General features: G+C 70.8%; 21 protein-coding genes. 8 read left to right on the top strand and 13 right to left on the bottom strand.

Translation table 11 applies throughout. The features are described 5' to 3' along the window. The first annotated feature begins 21 nt into the window (after positions 1-21). Positions 22-930 carry a flagellar biosynthesis protein FlhF gene (locus tag RGI145_RS04395; protein WP_075797391.1) on the top strand — a complete coding sequence of 303 codons (909 nt, stop codon included), beginning with the start codon at positions 22-24 and terminating at the stop codon, positions 928-930. Between the two features lie 7 nt (positions 931-937). Here RGI145_RS04395 and RGI145_RS04390 read toward each other — a convergent pair whose 3' ends face one another. After that, entirely contained in the window at positions 938-2098 is a 1161-nt protein-coding gene (locus RGI145_RS04390) for a tetratricopeptide repeat protein (protein WP_075797390.1), read from the bottom strand. Between the two features lie 59 nt (positions 2099-2157). Next, positions 2158-3822, bottom strand: a complete 1665-nt coding sequence (locus tag RGI145_RS04385; protein ID WP_075797389.1) for a formate--tetrahydrofolate ligase — start codon at positions 3820-3822, stop codon at positions 2158-2160. Positions 3823-4077: 255 nt separating this feature from the next. Between RGI145_RS04385 and RGI145_RS24635 the strand changes: the two genes are divergently transcribed. Further along, a complete protein-coding gene (locus RGI145_RS24635) occupies positions 4078-4254 on the top strand; it encodes a DUF1289 domain-containing protein (RefSeq protein ID WP_075823302.1) in 177 nt (58 codons plus the stop codon). Between the two features lie 14 nt (positions 4255-4268). Here the strand turns inward: RGI145_RS24635 and RGI145_RS04375 are convergent, their stop codons facing one another. From RGI145_RS04375 to RGI145_RS04365, 3 genes are all read right to left on the bottom strand, one after another. Then, positions 4269-5384, bottom strand: a complete 1116-nt coding sequence (locus RGI145_RS04375; RefSeq protein ID WP_075797388.1) for a 2-aminoethylphosphonate--pyruvate transaminase — start codon at positions 5382-5384, stop codon at positions 4269-4271. 127 nt (positions 5385-5511) lie between these two features. Next, positions 5512-6558, bottom strand: coding sequence for an NAD(P)H-dependent flavin oxidoreductase (locus RGI145_RS04370; RefSeq protein ID WP_075797387.1), 1047 nt, complete (start codon positions 6556-6558; stop codon positions 5512-5514). Positions 6559-6653: 95 nt separating this feature from the next. After that, positions 6654-7274 (bottom strand): DUF1194 domain-containing protein, encoded by a 621-nt coding sequence (locus tag RGI145_RS04365; RefSeq protein ID WP_083670391.1) that lies wholly within the window; start codon positions 7272-7274, stop codon positions 6654-6656. A gap of 202 nt (positions 7275-7476) precedes the next feature. On the opposite strand from RGI145_RS04365, the gene RGI145_RS04360 reads away from it, so the two are divergent. The 3 genes from RGI145_RS04360 (at position 7477) to queE (ending at position 9458) form a co-directional block, all read left to right on the top strand. Further along, entirely contained in the window at positions 7477-8175 is a 699-nt protein-coding gene (locus RGI145_RS04360) for an exopolysaccharide biosynthesis protein (protein WP_075797386.1), read from the top strand. A gap of 93 nt (positions 8176-8268) precedes the next feature. Next, positions 8269-8829, top strand: coding sequence for a 6-pyruvoyl trahydropterin synthase family protein (locus tag RGI145_RS04355; RefSeq protein ID WP_075797385.1), 561 nt, complete (start codon positions 8269-8271; stop codon positions 8827-8829). Beyond that, positions 8826-9458, top strand: coding sequence for a 7-carboxy-7-deazaguanine synthase (gene queE / locus RGI145_RS04350; RefSeq protein ID WP_075797384.1), 633 nt, complete (start codon positions 8826-8828; stop codon positions 9456-9458). Before RGI145_RS04355 ends, queE begins: the two co-directional genes overlap by 4 nt. Before the next feature lie 113 nt (positions 9459-9571). Here queE and RGI145_RS25715 read toward each other — a convergent pair whose 3' ends face one another. Beyond that, on the bottom strand, positions 9572-9943 hold the full coding sequence (locus tag RGI145_RS25715) for a hypothetical protein (protein WP_237183203.1): 372 nt from the start codon (positions 9941-9943) through the stop codon (positions 9572-9574). A gap of 236 nt (positions 9944-10179) precedes the next feature. Here RGI145_RS25715 and RGI145_RS04340 point away from each other — a divergent pair, with 236 nt between their 5' ends. The 3 genes from RGI145_RS04340 (at position 10180) to RGI145_RS04330 (ending at position 13633) form a co-directional block, all read left to right on the top strand. Further along, positions 10180-10578: a 6-pyruvoyl trahydropterin synthase family protein gene (locus RGI145_RS04340; RefSeq protein WP_075797382.1), complete on the top strand. Its 399-nt coding sequence runs from the start codon at positions 10180-10182 to the stop codon at positions 10576-10578. 95 nt (positions 10579-10673) lie between these two features. Beyond that, complete coding sequence (locus RGI145_RS04335; protein ID WP_075797381.1) at positions 10674-11165, top strand: putative pterin-binding protein; 492 nt, start codon at positions 10674-10676, stop codon at positions 11163-11165. A gap of 5 nt (positions 11166-11170) precedes the next feature. Further along, positions 11171-13633 carry a putative bifunctional diguanylate cyclase/phosphodiesterase gene (locus RGI145_RS04330; RefSeq protein ID WP_083670389.1) on the top strand — a complete coding sequence of 821 codons (2463 nt, stop codon included), beginning with the start codon at positions 11171-11173 and terminating at the stop codon, positions 13631-13633. 22 nt (positions 13634-13655) lie between these two features. Here RGI145_RS04330 and mdoH read toward each other — a convergent pair whose 3' ends face one another. From mdoH to RGI145_RS04295, 7 genes are all read right to left on the bottom strand, one after another. Then, the gene (mdoH, locus tag RGI145_RS04325; protein ID WP_075797380.1) at positions 13656-15827 is read right to left on the bottom strand and encodes a glucans biosynthesis glucosyltransferase MdoH; all 2172 of its coding nucleotides are present in this window, start codon (positions 15825-15827) and stop codon (positions 13656-13658) included. After that, positions 15815-17362 (bottom strand): OpgD/OpgG family glucan biosynthesis protein, encoded by a 1548-nt coding sequence (locus RGI145_RS04320; RefSeq protein ID WP_237183202.1) that lies wholly within the window; start codon positions 17360-17362, stop codon positions 15815-15817. Before RGI145_RS04320 ends, mdoH begins: the two co-directional genes overlap by 13 nt. A gap of 206 nt (positions 17363-17568) precedes the next feature. Continuing rightward, positions 17569-18129 (bottom strand): cob(I)yrinic acid a,c-diamide adenosyltransferase, encoded by a 561-nt coding sequence (locus RGI145_RS04315; protein ID WP_075797379.1) that lies wholly within the window; start codon positions 18127-18129, stop codon positions 17569-17571. 31 nt (positions 18130-18160) lie between these two features. Next, on the bottom strand, positions 18161-19096 hold the full coding sequence (locus tag RGI145_RS04310; protein ID WP_156878431.1) for a TonB family protein: 936 nt from the start codon (positions 19094-19096) through the stop codon (positions 18161-18163). 42 nt (positions 19097-19138) lie between these two features. Continuing rightward, entirely contained in the window at positions 19139-20032 is an 894-nt protein-coding gene (locus RGI145_RS04305) for a cation diffusion facilitator family transporter (RefSeq protein ID WP_075797377.1), read from the bottom strand. Positions 20033-20056: 24 nt separating this feature from the next. Beyond that, a complete protein-coding gene (gene metH / locus RGI145_RS04300) occupies positions 20057-23593 on the bottom strand; it encodes a methionine synthase (protein WP_075797376.1) in 3537 nt (1178 codons plus the stop codon). Continuing rightward, entirely contained in the window at positions 23593-24567 is a 975-nt protein-coding gene (locus tag RGI145_RS04295) for an ArsR/SmtB family transcription factor (protein WP_075797375.1), read from the bottom strand. The genes metH and RGI145_RS04295 overlap by 1 nt, the downstream gene beginning before the upstream one ends. Positions 24568-24582: the final 15 nt, after the last annotated feature.

Genomic DNA, 24582 nt, shown 5'->3' with positions numbered 1-24582 from the left:
ATTCGTTGCAAGGTTGAACCCATGAAGATCCGCGTATTCAACGGCTCCTGCATGACCGAGGCGATGCGCGTGCTGCGCCTCGAAATGGGTGACGATGCCGTCATCCTCTCCTCCCGCCACACGGAGAACGGCGTCGAGGTCACCGCGGTGCTGGACAGCGACGAACCGCTGCTGATCCCGCCCGATTCCGCGCTGAAGCCACGGCATGTCATCCCGCCCGAGCTGCTGCGGCACAACCTGCCGCCGGATCTCGCGGCGCGGCTGCGCGGTCCGATGGCCAAGGCTCTGGAGGACGCGCTGCCCTTCGCCGGCCTGCCGGACCCGGCCACCCGCACCCTGGCGCTGGTCGGGCCGCCCGGGGCGGGCAAGACCCTCACTTGCGCCAAGCTCGCCACGCGGCTGGTGATGTCCGGCCAGGCGCCCACCGTGATCACCGCCGATGCCGCCCGCGCCGGTGCCACCGAGCAGCTCGCTGCTTTCACCCGGGTGCTCGACCTCACCCTCTCCGCCGCCGTCACGCCGGGGCAGATTTCCCGCGCCGTGGCCCGGCGCACCGCCGGCCAGCCCGTGCTGCTCGACACCGCCGGCTGCGACCCCTTCGAGCGGGCGCAGGCCGAGCATCTCCTTGCCGTGCTGCGCGCCGCCGACGCGCATCCGGTGCTGGTGCTGCCGGCCGGGCTGGACGTGGCGGAGGCCACGGAGATCGCGCGCGCCTATGCCGCGCTGGGCGCCCGCTGCATGATCGCCACGCGGCTGGACCAGGCGCGCCGCCTGGGCTCGGTGCTGGCGGCGGCGGAAGCGGGCCCGCTGGCGCTGAGCGAGGCCGGGGTCGGGCCGAACGTCGCCAACGACCTGGTGCCGATCACGCCGGACTGGCTCGCGACCCGGCTGAATGGCAACATCCTGCAGCGTGAGTACGAAGCCGCCTGAACCACCCTCAGGCGCGGCCGGCCACCAGCAGGAGGCCGGCCACGGGCTCCCCCTTCTCCCGCCGCAGCACGGTTTCCTGCCGCGCGAGAGGGCGCAGCCCGGCCTCGGCGAGCAAGGCGAGCGCATGGTCCGGATGATGGCGGTAGCGCATCCCCTCGCCCAGTGCGTAGGGCGCCACCGTCCCCAGTTCGAGGCTGAAGCCGGCGCCGCCGCCATCCGACAGCGCCCCGGCCATCCCCGAGAAAGCGGGGCGGAGGTCGCCCAGGTAGTTCAGCACGTCCGCCGCCGCGACAAGGCCGAAAGCCCCGGGGCACCCCGGCAGGAAGCCCAGCAGATCGGCCTCGTGCAGGGCGTCGTAGAGCCCCGTCAGCCGGGCCTGTTCCAGCATGCGCGGGGACAGGTCCACCCCCTCCAAGCGCCACGCGAAGGGCTTCAGCGCCCGCCCGGACAGGCCGGTGCCGCAGCCCAGGTCCAGCACCGCGTGGCTTCCATCCGCCGCCACCCCGGCCTGCCGCAGCAGCGCCGCCAGCGCGTCGGGGGTGCGGTATTCCAGCCCTTCCACAAGATGCGCGTCGAAACGCGGCGCATAACGGTCGAAGAGGTCGCGCACATAGGCGACGGGGGCGCGGTCCGGGGCCGGGTCCTCGCCCAGCGCGGCCAGCAGGAAGCGGGCCTGCTCCGCCAGTTCCGGCACCGCCTCCGCGAGGGCCGCCCGGGCTTCCCGCCCCGCCTCTGCCCGGTCGCCCGCCTGGTGCAGCGCATGGGCCAGAGCCAGATGCGCCTCCGCTTCCGGAGCGAGGCGCAGCGCCTCGCGCAGCGGCGGCAGCGCCTCCGCCACATGCCCCAGTGCCAGCAGCGCCTGCCCCAGGTTGCGCTGGGACACGGCATCGCCGGGGCGCGCGGCCAGGGCGCGGCGCAGCAGCGGCACCGCCTCCTCCGCCCGGCCCAGCTCCGCCAGAGAGGCGCCATGCGAGGCCAGGAAGACGGGCGAATCCGGCCGCAGCGCCAGGGCGCGCCCGGTCAGCGCCGCGGCGCGCGGGGAATCCCCCTGCTGCCGCGCCAGCACACCGGACAGGTTCAGCGCGTTCGGCTCCTCCGGCACGAGGCGCAGCGCCCGGGCATAGAAGCGCGCCGCCCGGTCGAGCTCGCCGGCCCCGTGCCGCGCCACGCCCTCGCGCAGCAGGGCTTGCGCCTCGGCCAGCGCCCCCCGGGGGTCGCGCGGCGGCTTCAGAACAGCCCCTCGATCCGCCCTTCCGCATCCAGGTGGATGCGCTCGGCGGCGGGGGAGCGCGGCAGGCCGGGCATGGTCATCACCTCGCCGCAGATCACGACGATGAAGCCCGCGCCGGCGGACAGCCGCACCTCCCGCACCGGCAGCACATGGCCGGTGGGGGCGCCCAGCAGCGCGGGATCGGCGGAGAAGGAATACTGCGTCTTGGCGATGCAAACGGGAAAATGCCCGTAGCCCGCCTCCTCGAAGCGCTTCAGCCGCGCATGCACGGCGGGCGGGAAGTTGACCTCGCTGGCCCGGTAGATCTTGCGGGCGATGCTGCGGACCTTGTCCTCCAGCGGCATGGCGTCGGGATAGATCGGCGCGAAGCGTGCCGTGCCGCCCTCGATCAGCCGCGTCACCGCGCGGGCGAGCTCCGTGGCCCCCGCCGCACCATCGGCCCAGTGGGTGCAGAGCACGACCTCGGCGCCCAGCGGCGCCATGGCCTCGCGCACCACGGCGAACTCGGCTTCGGTGTCGGAGGTGAACTCGTTCAGCGCCACCACCACCGGCAGGCCGAAGAGGCGCATGTTCTCGACATGGCGCTGCAGGTTCACCGCCCCGCGCCGCACCGCCGCGACATCCTCGTGGTCCAGGTTGGCGCGCACCACGCCGCCATGCAGCTTCAGCGCCCGCACCGTCGCCACCACCACGCAGGCGGAGGGCGCCAGCTCCGCCAGGCGGCACTTGATGTCGCAGAACTTCTCGCCGCCCAGATCGGCGCCGAAGCCGGCCTCCGTCACCACCACGTCGGCCAGCCGCAGGCCCAGCCGCGTCGCCGCCACGGAATTGCAGCCATGGGCGATGTTGGCGAAGGGCCCGCCATGCACCAGGGCCGGGCTGCCCTCCAGCGTCTGCACCAGGTTCGGAAACATCGCCTCCCGCAGCAGCGCCGCCATGGCGCCATGCGCCTTGATGTCGGCGGCGGTGACGCTCGATCCGTCGCGGCGCTGGCCGACGATGATCCGCCCCAGCCGCTCCTGCAGGTCCTCCAGGTCGCGGGCGAGGCAGAGGATCGCCATGACCTCGCTCGCCACGGTGATGTCGAACCCGTCCTCGCGCGGCAGCCCGTTCGGCATGCCGCCCAGCCCGACCAGCACGTCGCGCAGCGCGCGGTCGTTCATGTCGATGGCCCGGCGCCAGGTGACGCGCCGCTGGTCCAGGCCCAGCGCGTTGCCCCAGTGGATGTGGTTGTCCACCATCGCGGAGAGCAGGTTGTTGGCGCTGGTGATGGCGTGGAAGTCGCCGGTGAAGTGGAGGTTGATCTCCTCCATCGGCGCCACCTGCGCCCGCCCGCCGCCCGTCGCCCCGCCCTTCACGCCGAAGCAGGGGCCGAGCGAGGGCTCGCGCAGGCAGATCATGGCCTTCGTGCCCAGTGCGTTCAGCGCGTCGCCCAGCCCGATGGTGGTGGTGGTCTTGCCCTCCCCGGCGGCGGTGGGGCTGATGCCCGTCACCAGCACCAGCGCGCCGGTCCGGCCGGAATCGGGGATGCGGGCCGGGTCCAGCTTGGCCTTGAAGCGGCCGTGGGGCTCCAGGGCCTCCTCCGGGATGCCGGCGCGGGCGGCGATCTCCGCGATCGGGCGCAGTGTCGCGGCCCTGGCGATGGCGAGGTCGGTGGTCATGCGGGGCGCGTTCTCCCTCCGGCGGTTCCGGCATCTCCGGGCAGGCCGGCCCGGGCGCGGCGCCCCATCACGGCGGCTTCCCGCGGCTGCGCCCCGCGGTTACGACGCGCCGCCGGGCGGGGCAAGACGCCGGAGAGGCTCGCGGGCGGCGAATGGCAGGCCCCGGACGGGACGCCGATGAATCCTCCGTCACCCACCCCATCTTCTGCCCCGAATCCGATCAGCATCCGATCGTCCGCCGGAGGAGCCCGCCCCGTGAAGAACCCCTGTACCGGACTGTGCCGCTTCGACTCCGGAACCGGGTGGTGCAAGGGCTGCGGCCGGTCCCGGGCCGATTGCCGCGACTGGAAGCGGCGCCCGGAAACCCGGCCGGGCATCCTGCGCCGCCTGAAGGACCGGATGCGCGCCCTGCGGGAGGCCGGGCGGCGGTAGCACCCGCCGCCGCCTCAGGCGAGGACGCCCATCTCCTCCAGCACCTCGCCCATGACCGCCACGGCGTGGCGCATGTCGTCCGGGGTGATCGCGCCGATGCAGCCGATGCGCAGCGTCGGGGCCTGGGTCGTGTGGAAGTTGGAGATCAGCACGCCGCGCTGCTTCAGCGCATCGACGAAGTCCTGCAGCACGAAGCGCCCGCCCGCCTCCGGCCCGGGCGGCTGGTGGAAGGTGGCGATGACCGGCCCCTGGTGCTCGGGCGCCAGATAGGGGCGCAGCCCCAGCGCCGTCATGCCATCCATCAGCACGCGCATGTTCTCGCGGTAGCGGGCGAGGCGGACCCGCTGCCCGCCCTCCGCCTCATAGAGTTCCAGCGCCACGCCGAAGGCGCGCAGCGCCTGCACCGGGGGCGTGAAGCGGAAGGAGCCCCAGCCGGCGCGCTCGGCGGTCAGCATCACGTCCCCCAGGTCGAGGCTCCAGCTCCCGGCCTGCCCGGCGCGCTCGCGCGTGCGGTCGGCGGGGCAGACGGCGAAGCCCAGCCCCGGCATGCCCTCCAGGCACTTGTTGGAGGTGAAGGTAACGGCATCGATCTCGTCATGCTCGGCGAGGCGGAAGGGCCAGGCGCCGAAGGCGCTCACCATGTCCAGGATCATGTGCCGCCGGGCCTTGCGCACCGCCTCGCCCATCACGGCGGGGTCGTTGACGATGCCGCTGCCGGTCTCGCTGACCACGGCGATCAGGTGGCTGGCCTCCGGATGCGCGGCGAAGCCGGCGGCGATCTCCCGCGCCGTCACCGGCCGCGTGTCGGGCACGGGGATGGCGATGGGCCTGCGCCCCGCCTCGCTGGCCAGCCGCCAGATCCGTTCCGCGTACTGCCCGTTCATCGGCACCAGGAAGGCGCCGCCCGCCGGCACGAAGGTGCGGATCGCGGCCTCCACGACGAAATGGCCGGAGCCCTGCAGCGGCAGGGTCACATGATGCCCGGGCGTGCCGCCGGCGACCTCCACGATCTTCTCGCGGATCTCGGCATATTCGGCGCGGAAGTCGAGGTCCCAGGGCGCGATGTCCACCGCCATGGCGGCGCGCACCCGTGGATCGGTCTGCACGGGGCCGGGGGTGAGCAGCAGCATGGGAGTACCTCTGGATCTGGATGGCCGGATCTGGATGAACGGACGCGCGGCAGGCTGCGCCAGCCCCGGCGCCGAGGGAAGCCTCGGCCCGGGGTTTTTCCCCGCATGGCCCTCCCGGAGTCCGGGATCAGCCCTCCAGCCCGGCCTCCCGCACCAGGGTATCGACCAGTGCCGCGGCCGGCATCGCGCGGGCCAGTGGCGCGCCCTGTCCGGCCCACCAGGCGGCATAGCCTTCCTCGCCACGCGCCATGGCCGCCTGATGCAGGGCCTTGCCGGCGTCGTAGGTGAACGGATAGCCGGGCGCGTCCTCGCCCGCGCCGAATTCCTCGGTGAAGCGGTTCTCCAGCCCGCGCGCCGGGCGTCCGGAGATGGCCGCGGTGACGACCGTGCCGCGCCCATCGACGAGTGCCGCGCGGTGGCCGGGGCTGGCCGAGGATTCCGGGCAGGCGATGAAGGCGGTGCCAAGCTGCGCCGCAGCGGCACCCAGCCGCAGGGCCGCCGCAACCCCGGCGCCGTCCATGATCCCTCCGGCGGCGACCACGGGCAGCCGGGACTGGCGGACCAGCAGCCGCACCAGAGCGAAGGTGCCGATCCGCTCGTCCGGCAGACCGTCGAAGACCCCGCGATGCCCGCCGGCCTCGATGCCCTGGGCGACCAGCGCATGAACGCCCGCTGCCTCGGCCTGGGCGGCCTCGCGCGGGCTGGTGGCGGTGGCGAGGAGCGTGATGCCCGCGTCGCGGAGCGCTGCCAGCCGGTCCGCATCGGGCAGGCCGAAATGGAAGCTCGCCACCGGCGGCCGCTCCTCCAGCAGCATGGCCAGCATCGCCTCGTCGGTGAGGAAGCTGGCGTAGATCTCCCGCAGTGCCGCCGGGGGTTCCGCGCCGAAACCCGCGAAGGCTGGGCGCAGGCGCGCCAGCCAGGCGGCCTCCCGTGCCAGGTCCTGCGCGGCCGGGCGGTGGCAGAAGAGGTTGACGTTGAAGGGCGCCGCGGTGCGGTCCCGGATCGCCCGGATCATCTCCCGCGCCGCCGGTGCCGCCACGGCGCCGACCCCGATGGAGCCCAGCCCGCCGGCCTCCGAGACGGCGGCGGCCAGGGCGGGGGTGGAGACGCCCGCCATCGGTGCCTGGATGATCGGATACCGGACTCCCAGCCGGGCCAGAAGCGGATTGTCCATGGCTTTCTTTCCTCCAGTCAGTCATCCGCTGATAGACCTTCCGGCCTGGCCATCCCAGGCGGGGCCATCCCAGGCGGGGCCGCCCGACCCGAAGATCAGACGGAGAGGCTGCCGCGGATCTCGCGGAACAGCTTGCGGGCCATGGCCTCGGCGAAATCGGCATAGCTGGCGCAGGTCATGGCGAAGCAGCCCGGGCCGCCGATCACCTCCGCCTCGTAATGCGCCAGCAGGTCCGGCTCCTCGTTGAGCACCGCCAGCCCGTTGACCACCACGCCCGCCTCCACCGCCAGATCCCGCACCGGGCCGGAAGGGCGGCCGGTATTGCCCGCCCCATCGCCCGAAACATCGAGCACCAGCCGCTCCGCCCGGGCCGGAAAGGCCGCCAGACGCGCCAGCGCGGCCGCCATGCCCTCGCCGAGGGCAGTGGCACCCGGCGGCGGCAGGCGGGGGGAGTTGTCGATCGCATCGGCCAGGGCCGAGGCGGAGGCCGCATCCGTCACTAGGTGCCAGGGAACCGCCAACGCCTGTGCCCCCGGTCCGGACCATTGCAGCAGCGTCACCGCCACCGCGCCGCGCGGCCCGGAGGTCGCGGCGGAGACCAGCGCCTCCTGCCGCCAGGCCGCGGCCAGCCCGCCCATCATCAGCCCGAACTCATCGAAATCCACCGAAGCCGACACATCGACCGCCAGGCAGAGCGCCAGATCAACGTCCCGCATGGCCTCGCTTGGAGCATGCCGCCCGGCCGCGCGGGAAGCCCTGTCCGATCCCACCGGGGGCAGGCGGAGGGTGACCGATTGTAATAGGATGGAGAAAAATCCACTTTCGATCTCGCTTTCGCCACCGCCAGCCCCCAGCTTGCGTGCCGGTGCCCGGCAGACGTCGCCCCGACGACCCGCAAGGAGGAGCAGGCTTTTCCGCATGGATGGTGTTTCCGACGAGGCGGTCCTGCGGCCGCAGCGCCCCCCTTCCACGCCCACCCCCTCCACGACTGCAGGCGGTGCCTCCCATGACGGCGATCCGCATGAGGGCGCGCCCATTTCCCGCATCATCGCGGAGGTCGCGGCCGCCTGTCCGGGCGAGCGGATCACCCTGGGCGAAATGGCGGAAGCCTTCGGCGACCGCGCCTTCGGCCTGCTGATCCTGCTGCTCTGCCTGCCGGCGCTGCTGCCCGGCATGGCCAGCGTCTTCGGCCTGCCGCTGCTGCTGCTCGGCATGCAGATGGGCCTGGGCCGCCAGGTGCCGGCCCTGCCCGGCTTCCTGGCGCGGCGCTCGGTGAAGCGGGCCGACCTTCTCCGCCTGTCGGGCGGCTCCTCCCGCTGGCTGCGGCGCTTCGAGGCGCGGCTGCACCCGCATGATGGCTGGTTCACTTCCCCCGCCGGCGACCGGCTCGTCGGCTGGCTTACCGTGCTCTGCGCCGTGATGCTGATCCTGCCCGGCCCCGGCACCAACGGCCCGCCCGCCTTCGGCAACATCGTCATGGCCCTGGGCGTGGTGGAGCGGGACAACCGGCTGGTCGGCTGGGGTGTGGCGCTGACCGCGGCGGGCTGCCTCTTCGCGGCGGCGGTGCTCGTCGCCATCTGCTGGCTCGGCTTCCAGGGTCTGTCCTGGTTTCTCTGACCTGGTTCCTTTGGGCCGCCCTGCCGCGCACGCGGAGCCGGGCCGGGCGCTCCTCGCTTCTATACGGGCCCGCCTTGGTCTAGAGGACCGCGCATGTTCGGTCTCGTCTTTTCACGCCGCTATGCCATGGGGCACCGCCTGCTGTCGGGCGGGTCGGAGAAATGCGCCGTGCCGCACGGGCACAACGAGACGGTGACGGTGCGGCTGGAGGCAGCCCGCCCGGCGCCGCTGGACGGTCATGCCAACATGGTGGAGCCCTTCGAGCGCGCGAAATCCCGCTGGCACCGCTGGATCGACGGGGCGGTGGACCACGCCTTCCAGATTTCGGAGCAGGACCCGCTGCTGCCCTGGTTCCGCCAGAACGAGCCGCAACGCCTGGGCAAGCTCCTGGTCACGCCCGGCGACCCGACCACCGAGATCCTGGCCTGCCTCTTCATGAGCAAGCTGGGCGCCTTCCTGGCGGAGGATGGCGGCCGGCTGCGCTGCGCCGGCATCCGGATCGAGGAAACGCCGACCAACACCGTCACCTTCGACGGCGACCCCCTGGCCTTCCTGCCTGCGGCGGTCCTGGACGGGACGCCGCGCTGGTGGCAGCGGGCGGATGACAGCATCAACGACCTGCCTTCGCCCCTGCGCGCCGTGGCTGGCGCATGAGCTACGCCGTCAAGGAGATCTTCGCGACCCTCCAGGGCGAGGGCGCGCAGGCTGGCCGCCCTTCGGTCTTCTGCCGCTTCGCCGGCTGCAACCTCTGGAACGGGCGGGAGGAGGACCGCGCCGGGGCGGTCTGCCAGTTCTGCGACACGGACTTCGTCGGCATGGATGGCGAGGGCGGCGGGCGCTTCGCGGATGCCGAAGCCCTGGCCGCCGCGATCGAGGCCGCCTGGCCCGGCGGCCCGTCGCACCGCTACGTGGTCTTCACGGGGGGCGAACCGCTGTTGCAGCTCGACGCCCCACTGATCGCAGCGGTGCATGCGCGGGGCTTCGAGATCGCCGTGGAAAGCAACGGGACGGTGGAGCCGCCGGAGGGGATCGACTGGCTCTGCGTAAGCCCCAAGGCCGGTGCACCGCTCAGGGTCCGGCGCGGCTCCGAGCTGAAGCTCGTCTTCCCGCAGCCCGCGCTGATGCCCGATTCCCTACCGCCGCTGGAATTCCGGTACTTCTATCTTCAGCCGATGGATGGCCCCGACCGGCTGGCCCATACCGAAGCGGCCGTACGATACTGCCTGGAACACCCGCAATGGCGGCTGTCCCTGCAGACCCACAAGCTGATCGGCATCCCCTGATCCACGAGTCCGGGAGACGGCTACCCCGGGCGGTATGACGACGCCTCGTGCGCGCCCCAGGACTGGGGCGCGCACGGAGCGGTCAGGAAGCTACCGGTCCGGAGCCGGAAATCTCAGTGCTTGGTTTCCGGCTCGTAGTGCCCGCACCAGTCGTCGTTGGACACCTTCGGCCAGAGGCCATGGGCCTCGGCACTGGGCTGCGTCACGGGCGGGTTGTAGCGGCAGAGACCCAGCTTCTCGCCGTCTTTCGGCGCGGCCTGCCCCGCCATATGCAGGTCGAAGAAGCTGCACTTCTCGCAGGCGGCATGATTCATCGAGGCAGCAGACATGTGGTCCTCCAAAGCGCGGTCGATACGGCGTGGCCTTCGCCATGCATCGCGGAACGGGTTCACCTTGTTCCCCGCAATGGAGAAATAACAATCCCGAAGAACAATCGCTTCCTTCACAAGAACAGGACCAGAAGCGAGAATGAGAATTTCTTTCATTTGGCCAATTTCCTGTCCCTACCATATCCGCGCGCCGCGGCATGCGACGGCAAAGACCCCTCCATCCCTGGGAAACGATTCAGGGCCCCGGCCAGGAAGTAGGCCGCCACAGAGAGTGGAAAACTTACCACATTCCAACTTAAGGTTGATTTTTCTGTAAATTATAATCTTAGAGTTGAATTTAGGCCTATGATACAATCATCCTGCTTGCCGCATCCTGCGGCTCGGGAACGATCATGATTGAAACCCTGAAGGAATTCACCTTCGAGGCCGCGCATCAGCTCCCCCCCTTCTCGGGACTGCACGGGCATTCCTTCCTGGTGCAGGTCTTCCTGCGTGGCGAGCCGGACCCGGTCTATGGCTGGTCCCACAACCTCTACGAGGTCGAGAAGGTGGTGGAGAAGGTCCGGCTGAAGGTCGACCACACCTACCTGAACGATATCGAGGGGCTGGAGCATCCCAGCCTGGAGAACGTGGCGCGCTGGATCTGGACCCAGTTGGCCAGCGACCTGGACGGGCTGGACCGTGTCGTGGTGCGGCGTGGCCCCGATGGCCTGGCGGAAGGTTGCACCTATTCCGGCCGCACCAGCGGCGAAAAGCGCGGAGCCGGAGAAATATACAACCTGGGAGGGTGATAGTTCCGCCAACATCACGTATGCTAGGCGAAAATGGCCCCGGGCGCTCGCTGATGGAGAGGATGACGATGGACGATCGGCTGACGCGAAGGTCCATGACAAGACTCCTGACGGGCCTGACGGGCGCCGTGCTGACCGGAGCCGCCGGCCCGCTCGGAACGCCGTCCTCCAAGCCCGTGCTGACAGTCTCGGGCAAGATCAAGACCTTCAACGACGGCGAACTGGCCCGGCTCGACCGTCCGATGCTGGAGGCCATGGGCATGAGCGCCATCGTGACCCAGACGCCCTGGTACGAGCAGCCGGTGCGCTTCGAGGGCGTGCTGATGGCCCGGTTGATGGAGGAGCTGGGCGCCTCCGGCAGCGCGGTGCAGGCGGTGGCTCTCAACGAATACACGACCGAGCTGCCGATGGAGGATTTCTCCCGCTTCGGCACGCTGCTCGCCTTCAAGCGGGACGGCAACTACATGCCGGTCAGCGACAAGGGACCCTTCTTCATCGTCTATCCCTATGACAGCAATCCCGATCTCCGCGCGCAGCGCTATTATGGGCGCTCCGTCTGGCAGGTGACGCGGCTGATCGTCAAGTAGCCCCGATGGAGCCTGCCGCCGGCCATCCTGCGCTCCCGGCATCGATCGCCCTGCCGGCCTGGGCCTCCCGCTCGCGATCCGTGCTGCTGGCGGCCACCATCCTGCTGATCGGTGCCGCCTTCTACCTGTCCGTCCTGATCGTTCAGCGCCAGCACGCGCTGGAGAACGTGTCGCGCTACAACCTCACCTGGCTGGTGACCCAGTCCGTGCCGGAGCTGAACCGGCTGCAGACCGTATTGGCCCTGTATGCCCTTCCCGACGGCGACCGGGACGAGGAGCAGGTCCAGCTCTGGCTCGACATCTTCAAGAACCGGCTGCAGCTCTTCGGCAATGGCGAGGGACGCGAGTTCTTCGACCGGCACCCGGAGCTGGAGCCCGCCCTGGCGAGGGCGCACCAGGTCACCGCGCAGGTCCAGGACCTGCTGCCCCGCCTGGGCGAGGCCGGCGTGCCGCAGGAGGCGCTCCAGCGGCTGAGCCCGCTCAACCAGGACCTGCTGCGCGTCTCGGCCGCCGCCTATGGCGACAGTTCCGAGCGCAATGCCCAGGACCTGCACGACCTGACGGTGCTGCACTGGACCTTCTCGGGCGTCCTGCTCGGACTGATCCTGTGCTCGCTGGGCCTCGTCGGCTTCCTGGTCGGCAACAACAGGCTGCTGCGGCAGACCTATGCGCGGATGCAGGCGCTGGTCTCCGACCTCAGCCGTAACCGGCAGGAGCTGATCGAGGCCAAGGAGAACGTGCAGGAGGCGATGCTGGAGGCGCAGGCGCAGAACGAGGTCCTGCACCAGCGCGACCGCGACCTCCACATGCAGAACACGCGATTCGATGCCGCGCTGAACAACATGTCGCAGGGCCTGTGCATGGTGGATGCGGCGCAGCGGCTGATCGTCTGCAATGTCCGCTTCCTCGACCTCTTCGACATTCCCCCCGCCTCGGTGCGGCAGGGCATGCGGGCGGAGGAGCTGTTCCGCCTCGCCGGGCACCAGCGCTCGGGGCAGGAGCTGGCGCAGCGCAGCCTGGAAGAGCACCGTCGCCTCTCGGAGCAGCAGCGGCGCGCCGAGCTGGTGGTGGAGGTGCCCGAGGGCCGCGCCCTGGAGGTGACGCAGGAGCCGATGCCGGATGGCGGCTGGATCGCGACCTATGACGACATCACCGAGCGCCGCCGCACCGAGGCCAGCATCCGCTTCATGGCGCATCACGACATGCTCACGCGCCTGCCCAACCGGCACCTCTTCCGCAGCCAGGTGAAGGAGGCGCTCCAGGACCTGCGGCAGGGGCGCGACGAGATTGCCGTGCTCTGCCTCGACCTCGACCAGTTCAAGCTGGTGAACGACACGCTGGGCCATCCGGCGGGCGATGCCCTGCTGGAGCTGGTGGGGCAGCGCCTGCAGGGCTGCCTGCGCTCCACGGAGGTCGTGGCGCGGCTGAGCGGCGACGAGTTCGCCGTGCTGCACCGCTCGCTCGACCAGCCGCACCAGGCGGAGCTTCTGGCCCAGCGCATCATCGAGGTGATCGGTGCCCCCTACAGCCTGTCCGGCCGAATGGTGGTGGTGGGCGTGAGCATCGGCATCGCCGCGGCGCAGAACAGCCAGGTCACGCCGGACCAGTTGCTCAGCAAGGCCGACCTCGCCCTCTACCGCGCCAAGGAATCCGGGCGCGGCACCTACCGCATCTTCGAGGATGCGATGGAGGCCGAGATCCACGAGCGCGCGCTGCTGGAGGCCGACCTGCGCACGGCCCTCGCCCAGGAGCAGCTGGCCCTCGCCTATCAGCCGATCTTCGATCTGGAGAGCGGCAAGCTCAACGGCTTCGAGACCCTGCTGCGCTGGCGCCACCCGCAGCGCGGCCCGATCTCCCCGGCGCAGTTCATCCCGCTGGCGGAGGAGATGGGGCTCATCGTGCCCATCGGCGAATGGGTGCTGCGCTGCGCCTGCGCCGAGGCGATGCGCTGGCCCGACCCGATCAGGGTGGCGGTGAACCTGTCCGCCCTGCAGTTCCAGCGCGGCGACATCGTGCAGGCCGTCCGCACGGCGCTGGAAACCTCCCGCCTGCCGCCGCGGCGGCTGGAGCTGGAAATCACGGAATCCGCGCTGCTGCAGGACAACGAGCGCGTCATGGCCATTCTCCGCCAGTTCCGCGACCTCGGCATCAGCACGGCGCTGGACGATTTCGGGACGGGCTATTCCTCGCTCAGCTACCTGCGCAGCTTCGCCTTCGACAAGATCAAGATCGACCAGTCCTTCGTGCGGGAGATGTCGGTGCGGCCGGATTCCTTGGCGATCGTCAACTCGATCGCCGCCCTGGCACATACCCTGGGCATGACCACCACGGCGGAGGGGATCGAGCGCCAGGACCAGTTGCAACAGCTCCGCGAGGCCGGCTGCACCCAGGGTCAGGGCTTCCTGCTGGGCAGGCCGAGCGAGCCGGGCCAGCTCGCGCACTGGATGCCCGCCCTGGCGGAAAGCTGAGCGGGGGCGCGCCCCCGCCCCATCACCGCCCCGCCAGGGCCAGCAGCCGGTCCAGCCCACGGGCATCGCCGAGCACGGCGGCCTTTTCCGCCCGTGACAGGACCGGCAGCACTTCCTCCAGTCGTTCCGCCTCCTCCACCCGCGCCAGGCCCAGCAGCAGCGCGGGATCGAGCGGGTCCAGCCGCGGGCGGCGCGGCGGCGGCAGCATCCGGCGATGCGCTTCGGCCAGCACCGGATCGCCCGCCAGGTGGCGGACGGCTTCCGCCGGCGCGGCGGGCCGGTCCCGCCATTCGCGATACAGCGCATTGGCGCGATCCAGCACGGCGGGAACCTGCCGCTCCTCGGGGATCAGCAGCAGCCCCAGCCGACGCAACGCCTCCCCCGCCCCGCGCCGCGCCGTCCAGCCCGCCAGCGGCACCGCCAGGGCGAGGCCGAGGACCACCGGCAGCATCCAGAGTGCCAGATAGGGCGAGACCAGCCAGGCGGCCCCGCCGAAGAGCAGGCCGAACACCGTATGCCGCCAATAGAGCCGCAGCACCTCGCGGAAGGGCAGGCTGCCATCCTCGCGCTGCTGCGCGTTCCAGCCGCTATCCCGGCCGAGCAGGATGGAGGCCACGTCCACCGACTGGGTGAGCATGGTGATCGGCGCCATCAGCCCCGCGATCACCGTTTCCACCAGCATGCTGGCGAAGGCGCGGATGGCCCCGCCGCAGCCTCGACGGTCCGCCGGGCGGAAGGCCAGCGCGATCCAGGCGAGCAGCTTCGGCAGCAGCAGCAGTCCCATCGTGCCGATGAAGACCCACATGGCGCGCACCGGGTCCACCACCGGCCAGTCAGGGAAGAGGCTTGGGCCGGAGGGGAAGTATTCCGGCCGGATGAAGCGCGCCTGCAGGGAGGTCAGGATGCCCACCACCAGGAAGAGGAACCAGAGCGGCGCGGTGATGTAGGAACCGATGCCCGTCAGCAGGTGCAGCCGGCTGACCCAGTGCAGGCCCCGCGCCGGCAGCACCGCCATGTGCTGGAGGTTCCCCTGCGCCCAGCGCCGGTCGCGGATGGCGAGATCGGTGAGCGAGGGCGGGCTTTCCTCGTAGGAGCCCCGCAGCGAGGGCACCATGTGGATCGCCCAGCCGCCGCGCCGCATCAGCGCCGCCTCGACGAAGTCATGGCTCAGGATATGGCCACCGAAGGGCTTGCGTCCCCGCAGATGCGGCAGGCCCGCCTGTTCCGCGAAGGCACGGGTGCGGATCATGGCGTTGTGGCCCCAGTAGTTGCCTTCCGTGCCATGCCACCAGGCGATGCCCTCGGCGATCAACGGCCCATAGACGCGGCCCGCGAACTGCTGCATCCGCGCGAAGAGCGAGCGGCCGTTGACGATCACCGGCAAGGTCTGGATCAGCCCGACATCCTCGTGCCGCTCCATCGCGGCGGCGAGGCGCACCAGCGTCCCGCCCTCCATGACACTGTCGGCGTCGAGGATCAGCATCTGCGGATAGGCGCCGCCGAAGCGCGTCACCCATTCGGCGATGTTGCCCGACTTGCGCTCGGTGTTCTTCGGGCGGCGGCGGTAGAAGATGCGGTCATGGTCCCCGGTGCGCCCGCGCAGCGCCAGGAAGGCCGCCTCCTCCGCCACCCAGGCATCGGCATCGGTGGTGTCGCTGAGGATGAAGATGTCGAAGCTCTCGCCCTTGCCCAGCGCCGCCAGGGATTCGTGCATCGCCTGCAAGGCCGCCATCACCCGCTCCGGCGCCTCGTTGTAGACGGGCATCAGCAGCGCCGTGCGGCCGCGCAGCTCCGGCAGCGGATCGCGCGCGGAGATGCCGAGCCGCCGGTCCGGTCCGGCCAGCATGCGAAAGAACCCCGCCAGGGCAGAGGTGAAGCTGAGCGCCACCCAGGCGAAGAGCACAAGGAAGAGCAGGAAGAGCACGATCTGCAACGTGGTCGGGCGGCTGAGATCGAGCACGAGATACATCTCCCGCCCGCCCAGTGCCGTCAGCGCCACGGCGCCCCCGATCACCAGCAGCCGGCGCAACGCCATCAGGCGGGGCGCGGAAGGGCGGCTGGCCGGCCCGCCCGGCGGCGTAGGGCCGCGCAGGTCCTGCACCGGCATGGCGAGCGGCGCCTCGGGCGGCAGGGCATGCCAGCCGGGATCGGCGGGATGGAGCTGGCGCGGCGTGTCCGTCGTCACGCCGTCCATCGGTACACCCAGCTCTCCGCCAGCGGCTCGTCACCCAGGCGCAGCACGGCGCGCAGCTCCACCTGCGTCTCTCTGCCGGGCTCCAGCTCGAAGGAAACGCGCCAGCCCCCGGTCTCGCCATTGGGCTGCGCCACGGGATTGCGGATCTGCCCCTTGTCGGCGGTGACGTCGAGCGCCGGCTTCGCGTCGGCGGGCAGCGAATCCAGCTTGCCGCCCGCCATGCCGATGACGAAGAGCCGCGCGTTCGGGTTGTTGATCCCGGCGCCGACACGGGTGTCCGTCACCCGCCCCAGCTCCGGCCGGCCCGTCCATTGCGGCAGCCAGTGCAGGCGATAGACGAAGCCGTATTCCCCCTTCGCCTTCAGCGGCTCCTTCGGCCGCCAGGCCATGACGATGTTGTCGTGGATCTCGGAACTTGTCGGGATCTCGACGAGTTGCACCGCCCCCTCGCCCCAGTCGCCGATCGGCTCCACCCAGGCGCTCGGGCGGCGCTCGTAATGCGCCTCCAGGTCGTCGAAATTGGTGAAGGCGCGCTTGCGCTGCATCAGCCCGAAGCCGCGCGGGTTCACGTCACCGAAATAGCTCACCTGCAGGTCGCGCGGGTTGTGCAGCGGCCGCCAGATCTGCTCGCCCCGGCCGGACAGCATCATCAGCCCGTCGGAATCGTGCACGGCGGGGCGGTAGTCATCGACCCCGCCCCGGTCATTGGCAGCGAACCAGAACATGCTGGTCAGCGGCGCGATGCCGGCAGCGGCGATGTCCACGCGCGGGAAGATCGTGGCCTCCGTGTCGAAGACCGTGTCCGTGCCCGGGCGGATGGTGAAGCGGTAGGAGGCCGCGGCGCTCTGGCTGTCGAGCAGGGCCCAGACGGTGATGGAATTTACCCCCGGCCGGGGCCGCTCCACCCAGAAGGCCCGGAAGAAGGGGAATTCCTCGCCCGAGGGTTCCGCCGTCTTGAGGGCGAGGCCGCGTGCCGAGAGGCCATAGATCAGGTCCTTGGCCACGGCGCGGAAATAGGAGGCGCCGAGGAAGGCGCAGACCTCGTCGAAATAGTCCGGCCGGTTGATCGGCGCATGCAGGCGGAAGCCGGCGAAGCCGAGATCGGCAGGCTTGGGCGGCTCCAGGTTCTGGAAGTTGAACAGGTCCGGGCTGTAGAGGATGCGCTGCGCCCTGCCCTCCGCGACCTCGTACATCTCCACCCGCTGCTTGTAGAGGAAGCCGCGGTGGAAGAGCTGCATCTGGAAGGGCAGCCCGCCATCGCGCCACCAGGCACGCTGCGGGTTGAAGCGGATGTCGCGGTACTTGTCATAGGTCAGGTCTGCCAGTTCACGCGGCAGATCGCTGTCCGGCGCGCGGAAGGGCCTGGCGGCGAGGTCGCGCGCCATGCCGCGCACCGCATTCCCGTCGAAGGGCGCCGGAGCATTGGATGGCTGGGCCCCGCCGGAAGGGGCCGGGGACTGGGCGGCGGCCTCGCGCGCCATCCCGGCAAGGGCGAAGGCGGCGGGAATCGTGGTGAGCAGATCGCGGCGGAGCACCGGCACCTCCGAAAGGAACACAGGAACGTCGTGTTTGGGTCCCGCCCTTCGCATGGGGCGGTGGACCCGGTCCACCATCCGCAAGGAATGGTGGTGGCCCACCCGGCCAGCACAGGCTGGGCGGGAAAGGTTGCTAACGGCTTAGATCGCGGACGTTTGGCAAGGGTTGGGCAATTTCGTGACGCATCACGAAAGAGCGTTGTCCGTTAACGGTTCTGCCCCGGAATCCACAGGACATCGCACGCCCCGTTCTTGTTCAGATGCCGCGCCATAACGAAGAGGTGATCGGACATCCGGTTCAGATAGCGCAGCGCCGCCGGATTCAGAACCTCCTGGCCGGCGAGCTGCACGAATTCGCGCTCCGCCCGGCGCGCCACGGTACGCGCCAGATGGGCCTGCGCTGCCCCCGGCGTACCGCCGGGCAGGACGAAGGAGCGCAGGGGCGGGATCGCCGCATTCATGGCCGCGACCTCGGCCTCCAGCCGGGCGCATTGCCGGTCGCTGATCCGCAGCCGGCCGGGATCGCCGCCGGGCACGGCAAGATCGGCGCCCAGGTCGAAGAGATCGTTCTGCAGGCGTGCCAGCATGGCGTCCGCCTCCGGCCTTCCGCCCGTGTGCAGCCGGACCAGGCCCAGGCAGGCATTCAGCTCGTCCACCGTGCCGATCACGGTGATCCGCAGCGCGTCCTTGCGGAGCCGCGTGCCGTCGCCTAGCGAGGTCTCTCCACCATCGCCGCCACGCGTGGTGATGACGTCGAGCTTCACCATGAGGGCCTCTCCGAAGTCAGTGGGCCCAGAGTCACTGGGCTTCGTCGAAATAGACGGAGGTGTTGTAGCTGGACCAGACCGGCCGGCCATCGCGCAGGGCGGGGGTGAAGCGGCAGCGCTTGATCCGCGTCCGGGCCCAGTCGTCCAGCGCGGGAAAGCCACTGCTGACCGCCACCCTGGCCTCCACCACCCGGCCGTTGTCGGAAAGGCGCAGCCGCAACCCGACGAAGCCGGCATTGTGATGCCCGGCCCCGCCCGGCGGCAGGCCGATGGCCTCCGCGCAGCCGGCGGCGGGCATGCCGGGGCCCCGGCTCTCCCCCGGCATGCCACCGCTGCCGGCACCGAGCCGCATACCGCCCACGGAAGCATCGAGCGCCAGCTTCGCCCGGCCCGGGTCGGGCGACGGCGCGGCCTGGGCGGGCGGCTGCGGCGGCGCGGGACGGCGCTGCGGCGGGCCGGGCGGCGGAGGCGGCAGGGGCAGTTCATCCAGCGGCTGCGGCGAGAGCCCCGCCGCCGGGGCGGGCGAGGTCACGGGCACCGGCGCATCGGGGGGCGGCATGGGGAGGTTCCCCGCCTCCGGAGCGGGCGGCGCCTCCAGCCCGGCCGCGGTGACGGCCTGGGCCAGCGGCGGCACGGGCGCGGCATCCGGCGCGGGCGGCACAGGCGGGGTCTCCGGCGCCTCGGGCGGTGCCGCCGCCACCGGGGGCGGCAGTTCGGCGGGGCGCCGGGCGGTGCTGCCCTCCCCCTCGCCGATCCATACCAGGGGGATGCCTGTCATCCGCACCGGCTCATGCACCGCTTCCGGCGTCAGCAGCCCCAGCAGCGCCGCCAGCACGGCGCCATGCAGCAGCAGCGAAAGCGGCGGCGCCCAGGCAGGGAGGCAGGCCAGGGAACGACCGGCGGCCCGGCGCGGAGGCCGCGCCCCCGGCCGCAACGCCCGCACGGCCGCTCCCGGCAGGGGGCGCATCGCCCTCACGGCCCGGAACCGGCGCCTGTCAGCACCCCCGGCTCACAGCACCACGACGCCGCTGTGCTTGGCCTTCCCGTCCGGCTCAACATGGATGGAAATCACCACGCTGCCGAGTTCCTGCTTCAGCGTGCCCTCGATCCGGTCGCAGATGCCATGGGCCTCGTCCACCGACATGCCGCCCGGCACCACGAGATGGAAGTCGATGAAGGTGAAGCGCCCGGCCCGGCGGGTGCGCAGGTCATGCGCCTCCAGCGCCCCGGTCGCGTTGGCGGAGACATGCTCACGGATCTGCGCCACCAGTTCCGGCGGCGCAGCCTCGTCCATCAGCCCGCCCACGCTTTCCCGCAGCAGGCGCAGGCCGGAGAAGAGGATCATCACCGCCGTCACCCCCGCCATCAGCGGGTCGAGCCAGAGCAGCCCCGTCACCGTGACCAGGAAGACGCCGATCACCACCCCGACCGAGGTGACGACATCCGCCATCAGGTAGTGCGAATCGGCCACCAGGGCCGGCGAGCCCAGCCGCTTGCCGCGCCGGCGCAGGATCGTCGCCCAGACCACGTTCACCGCCGCCGCGGCGCTGGAAAGCACCAGGCCGATCACCGGCTGGTCCGGCGCGCGCGGATTCTGCCAGGCGGCCCAGACCTCCTGCAGGATCAGCGTCGCCGCCACCACGATCAGCGCCCCCTCCAGCACGGCGGAGAAATACTCCGCCTTGGCATGGCCATAGGGGTGGTTGTCGTCCGCCGGCATGGCCGAATAGCGTACGGCCATCAACGCGGCCGAGGCGGCGGCCACGTTCACCACCGTCTCCAGCATCTCGGCGAAGAAGGCGGTGCTGCCCGTGAGCCACCAGGCCGTCCCCTTCAGGGACAGCACGAAGAGGCCCACAGCCAGGCTGGTCCAGGCGGTGCGTTCGGTCAGCGAGAGCGACATGAGGCGGGCATAGCCCGTCCCCGGTCAGACTGAGAAGTATTTCGCGCGGGGGTGGTGCAACACGATCGCAGAGGTTGACTGCTCCGGATGAAGCTGGTGCTCGTCCGACAGGCTCACCCCGATCCGTTCCGCGCCCAGCAGCTTCAGCAGCCCCTCCTGGTCCTCCAGCCTCGGGCAGGCCGGATAGCCGAAGGAGTAGCGCCCGCCCCGGTAGCCCTGCTGCAGCATGCGGTCCATGTCCCGGTCGTCCTCGCCCGCATAGCCCCATTCGGCGCGGATGCGCTTGTGGACGTATTCCGCCATGGCCTCCGCCATCTCCACCGAAAGGCCGTGCAGGTAGAGATAGTCCTGGTAGCGGTTGCCTTCGAACCACTCCCGCGCCACGTCGGAGGCCTTCTGCCCCACCGTCACCACCTGCAACCCGATGACGTCGCGGCTTTCCGGCCCTTCCTCCACGTCGCGCACGAAATCCGCGATGCACTCGCCATCCTGCTTCGGCTGGCGCGGCAGGGTGACGCGCCAAGCCTCGGTCATGCCATCCTCCTCGAAGAGGATCAGGTCGTTCCCCTGCCCGGCGCACTTCCAATAGCCGTAGATGGCCTGCGGCTTCAGGATGTCCTCCGCCTCGGTCAGCGCCAGCATGCGCTTCAGCACGGGCCGCAGCTCCTGCTTCGCCCAGCCGAGGAAATCCTCCAGCGAGCGGCCCTGCTTCCGGAAGCCCCACTGGAACTGGTAGAGCGAGCGCTCGTTGATGAAGGGGATGATCGCCTTGGGCGGCGCCTCGATCACCCGCGCGCCCCAGAAGGGCGGCGCGGGCACCGCCTCGCTCTCCGCCATCCGCTTCCGCCGCGCCTGGGCCTCGTTGACATCGACCGGCGCGAAGCCGCGCGGGTCCGCCACGCCCAGCGTGCGCTTCTCGTTCTTCGACTTGCCCGCCCGGCGCGATTGCAGGGCGGCGAGATAGCCGTCGAAGTCGTTGCCCATCACCCGGTCCATCAGGTGAAGCCCGTCGAAGGCATCGCGGGCATAGGCGACGCGGCCCGTCGTTCCGTCCTTCGCCCCCTCCTTCGCCCCACCAGGGGCATAGGCGCGGACGCAGTCATCCTCGACATAGTTGCGCGTCAGCGCCGCGCCGCCGAGCAGCACCGGCACCTCCAGCCCCTGGCGGGCCATCTCCTCCAGGTTCTCGCGCATCACCACGGTGGACTTCACCAGCAGGCCGGACATGCCGATGGCATTGGCGCGGTGCTCCCGCACCGCCTCCACCATCTGCTGCAACGGCACCTTGATGCCGAGATTGACGACCTTGTAGCCGTTGTTGGTCAGGATGATGTCCACGAGGTTCTTGCCGATGTCGTGGACGTCGCCCTTCACGGTGGCGAGGACGATGGTGCCCTTCTCCTGCCCCTCGGCCCGCTCCATGTGCGGCTCCAGCCAGGCGACCGCGGTCTTCATCGTCTCGGCGGATTGCAGCACGAAGGGCAACTGCATCTTGCCGGCGCCGAACAGCTCGCCCACCGTCTTCATGCCGTCGAGCAGCAGCTCGTTGATGATGGCGAGCGGCGCGTGGCCGGCCGCCATGGCGGCGGCCAGGTCCTCCTCCAGCCCCTTGCGGTCGCCATCGACGATCCGCTCCTTCAGCCGGCCCTCGACCGTCTCGGCCTTCTTGCGGGTGCCGACCTCGGCGGCCTTGCGGCCCTGGAACATCTCCAGCAGCTTCTGCAGCGGGTCGTAGTCCTCCGCGCGCCGGTCGTAGATCAGGTCCTCGGCGACCTTCACCTCCTCCGGCGGGATCAGGTGCAGCGGCTTGATCTTGCTGACATGCACGATGGCGCCGGTCATGCCCGCCTTCACCGCGTGGTCCAGGAAGACCGAGTTCAGCACATGCCGCGCCGCCGGGTTCAGGCCGAAGGAGATGTTGGACAGGCCGAGGATGATCTGGATGTCCGGGAACCTCTCCCGGATCATGCGGATGCCCTCCAGCGTCCACAGGCCCAGCTTGCGGTCGTCCTCGTTGCCGGTGGCGATCGTGAAGGTCAGCGGATCGATCATCAGATCCGACTGCGGCAGCCCGTGCCGGTTGCAGGCGAAATCCACCAGCCGCTCGGCGATGCGGAGCTTGTCCTCCGCCGTCTTCGCCATGCCGACCTCGTCGATGGTCAGCGCGATCACGGCGGCGCCGAACTTCTTCGCCAGGATCATGCGGTCCGTCGCATGGCCCTCGCCATCCTCGAAGTTGATCGAGTTGATGATCGGCTTGCCGCCGTGCAGCTTCAGCGCCGCCTCGATCACCGGGGTCTCGGTGGAATCGATCACCAGCGGCGCGTTCACGCTGCCGGTGAAGCGGCGCACCACCTCGTTCATCTCGGCCATCTCGTCGCGGCCGACGAAGGCGGTGCAGATGTCGAGGGAGTTCGAGCCCTCCCCCACCTGCTCCCGCCCCATGGCGACGCAACCATCCCAGTCATGCGCCGCCTGCCGCTCCCGCCAGGCCTTGGAGCCGTTGGCGTTGCAGCGCTCGCCGATGGAGAAGTACGCATTCTCCTGCCGCAGCGCCGTGGCGCCGTAGAGGCTGGCGACCGAGGGCACCCAGACCGGCCTGCGCGGCACCGGCGCGGGCCGGTGCGAAGCCCCGCCATGCCGCCGCAGCATCGCGTCCAGCGCCTGGATATGCGGCGTGGAGGTGCCGCAGCAGCCGCCGATCAGGTTCACCCCGTCCTCGGTGACGAAGCGCTCCATCCAGGTCGCCATCTCCGCCGCGCCCAGAGGGTAATGCGTCTTGCCGTCCACCAGCTCCGGCAGGCCGGCATTGGGCTGCACCGAGATCAGCCCGCGCCAGTTGCCGGCGAGGTAGCGCACATGCTCCGCCATCTCCTGCGGTCCGGTGGCGCAGTTGAGGCCGACCAGCGGCACGTCCAGCGCGTCGATCACCGTTGCGGCGGCGGCGATGTCGGGGCCGACCAGCAGCGTGCCGGTGGTTTCCACCGTCACCTGCACGAAGATGGGGATGTCGCTCCCCGCCTCGCGCTTCGCCGCCTTGGCGGCGTTCACCGCCGCCTTGATGAAGAGCGTGTCCTGGTTGGTCTCGGTCAGCAGCGCATCGGCGCCGCCGGCGATCAGCCCGCGGCACTGCTCCAGCAGCGCTGCCTCCAGCCGGTCGTATTCGATATGCCCAAGGCTCGGCAGCTTGGTGCCCGGCCCGATATCGCCGATCACCCAGCGGTGCCGCCCGTCGGCGAAGCTCTCCGCCGCCTCGCGCGCCAGTTCCACCGAGAGCCTGTTGATCTCGAAGGCGCGGTCGCCGAGCTCGAACTCCTCCAGCGTGATCGGGGAGCCGCCGAAGCTGTTGGTCAGCACCATGTCCGACCCGGCCTCATAGTAGCCGCGATGGATCTCGCGGACCAGTTCGGGACGGGAGAGGTTCAGTACCTCGGTGCAGTTCTCCTTGCCCCAGTAGTCCTTCTCGACATCCAGGGTGAGGGCCTGCACGCGCGACCCCATGCCGCCGTCGCAGAGCAGGACACGGTCGCGCAGGGCTTCGAGCAGATGGGGACGGGACATCACGGAGCCTCGGTTACGGCGGGCACGGAAAGGGAATGGTCGGCCGGCAGGCGTGTGGCGGGCCAGAGGCGCACTTCCAGCGCCCCCACCCCCTCCATGGCCGCCGCCGTCCGGGCGGGAAGTGGGGCGCAGCCGGCGGCGCCGAGCCAGCCGGCGATCTGGGCATCGTCGAAGCCGGGCCAGCGATGCGCCTGCCGCTCCAACAGCTCGCCGCGTTCATGCGGGGCGAGGTCGGCGATCAGCAGCCGCCCGCCGGGCGCCAGCACGCGCGCGGCCTCGGCCAGCACGGCGGCCGGGTCCTCGGCATAGTGCAGCACCATCTGGAGCGTCACGGTGTCGAAGGACCCGTCGGCGATCGGCAGCCGGTACATGTCCGCCTGCCGCACCGCGCAGCGCTGCGCCAGGCCGCGCTCGGCCAGCCGGGCACGCGCCAGGGCCAGCATGGCGCGGGAGGCATCGACGCCCAGGGCATTCTCCGCCCGTCCCGCCGCCAGTTCCAGCAGGCGCCCGGTGCCCGTGCCGATATCCAGCAGACGCCCCGGGCGGGCCGGCAGCGCCTCCAGCAGCGCCGCCTCGATGCCCGCGGCGGGCAGGCCCAGGGCGCGCATCTCGTCCCAGTCGGAGCCCTGGCGCTGGAAGGTCTCGGAAGCCTCGCGCGCCCGTTCCGCCGCCAGCCGCGCGGCGGCGCGCCGGTCGGCGGCGAGCTGGGCATCCTCCTCCGGCAGCCGGGCCACGATCATATGGGCGAGGCCCGCCTCGGCGGGGACCTGGAAATAGACATTCGCTCCTTCCGGCGTCCGGTGCAGCAGCCCGGCCTCGGTCAGCAGCCGCAGATGGCGCGACAGGCGGGGCTGGGACTGGCCGAGCAGGGCGCAGAGATCGGACACGCACCAGGCCCCCCGGGCACAGAGGGCCAGGAGGCGAAGGCGGGTCGGTTCGGCGGCGGCACGGAGCTGGGCGAGGAGTTCTTCCACGACTGGACAATGACA

It is taken from the genome of Roseomonas gilardii (genome assembly GCF_001941945.1).
GTDB lineage: Bacteria > Pseudomonadota > Alphaproteobacteria > Acetobacterales > Acetobacteraceae > Roseomonas.
This window is presented reverse-complemented; position numbering and strand designations above follow the sequence as displayed.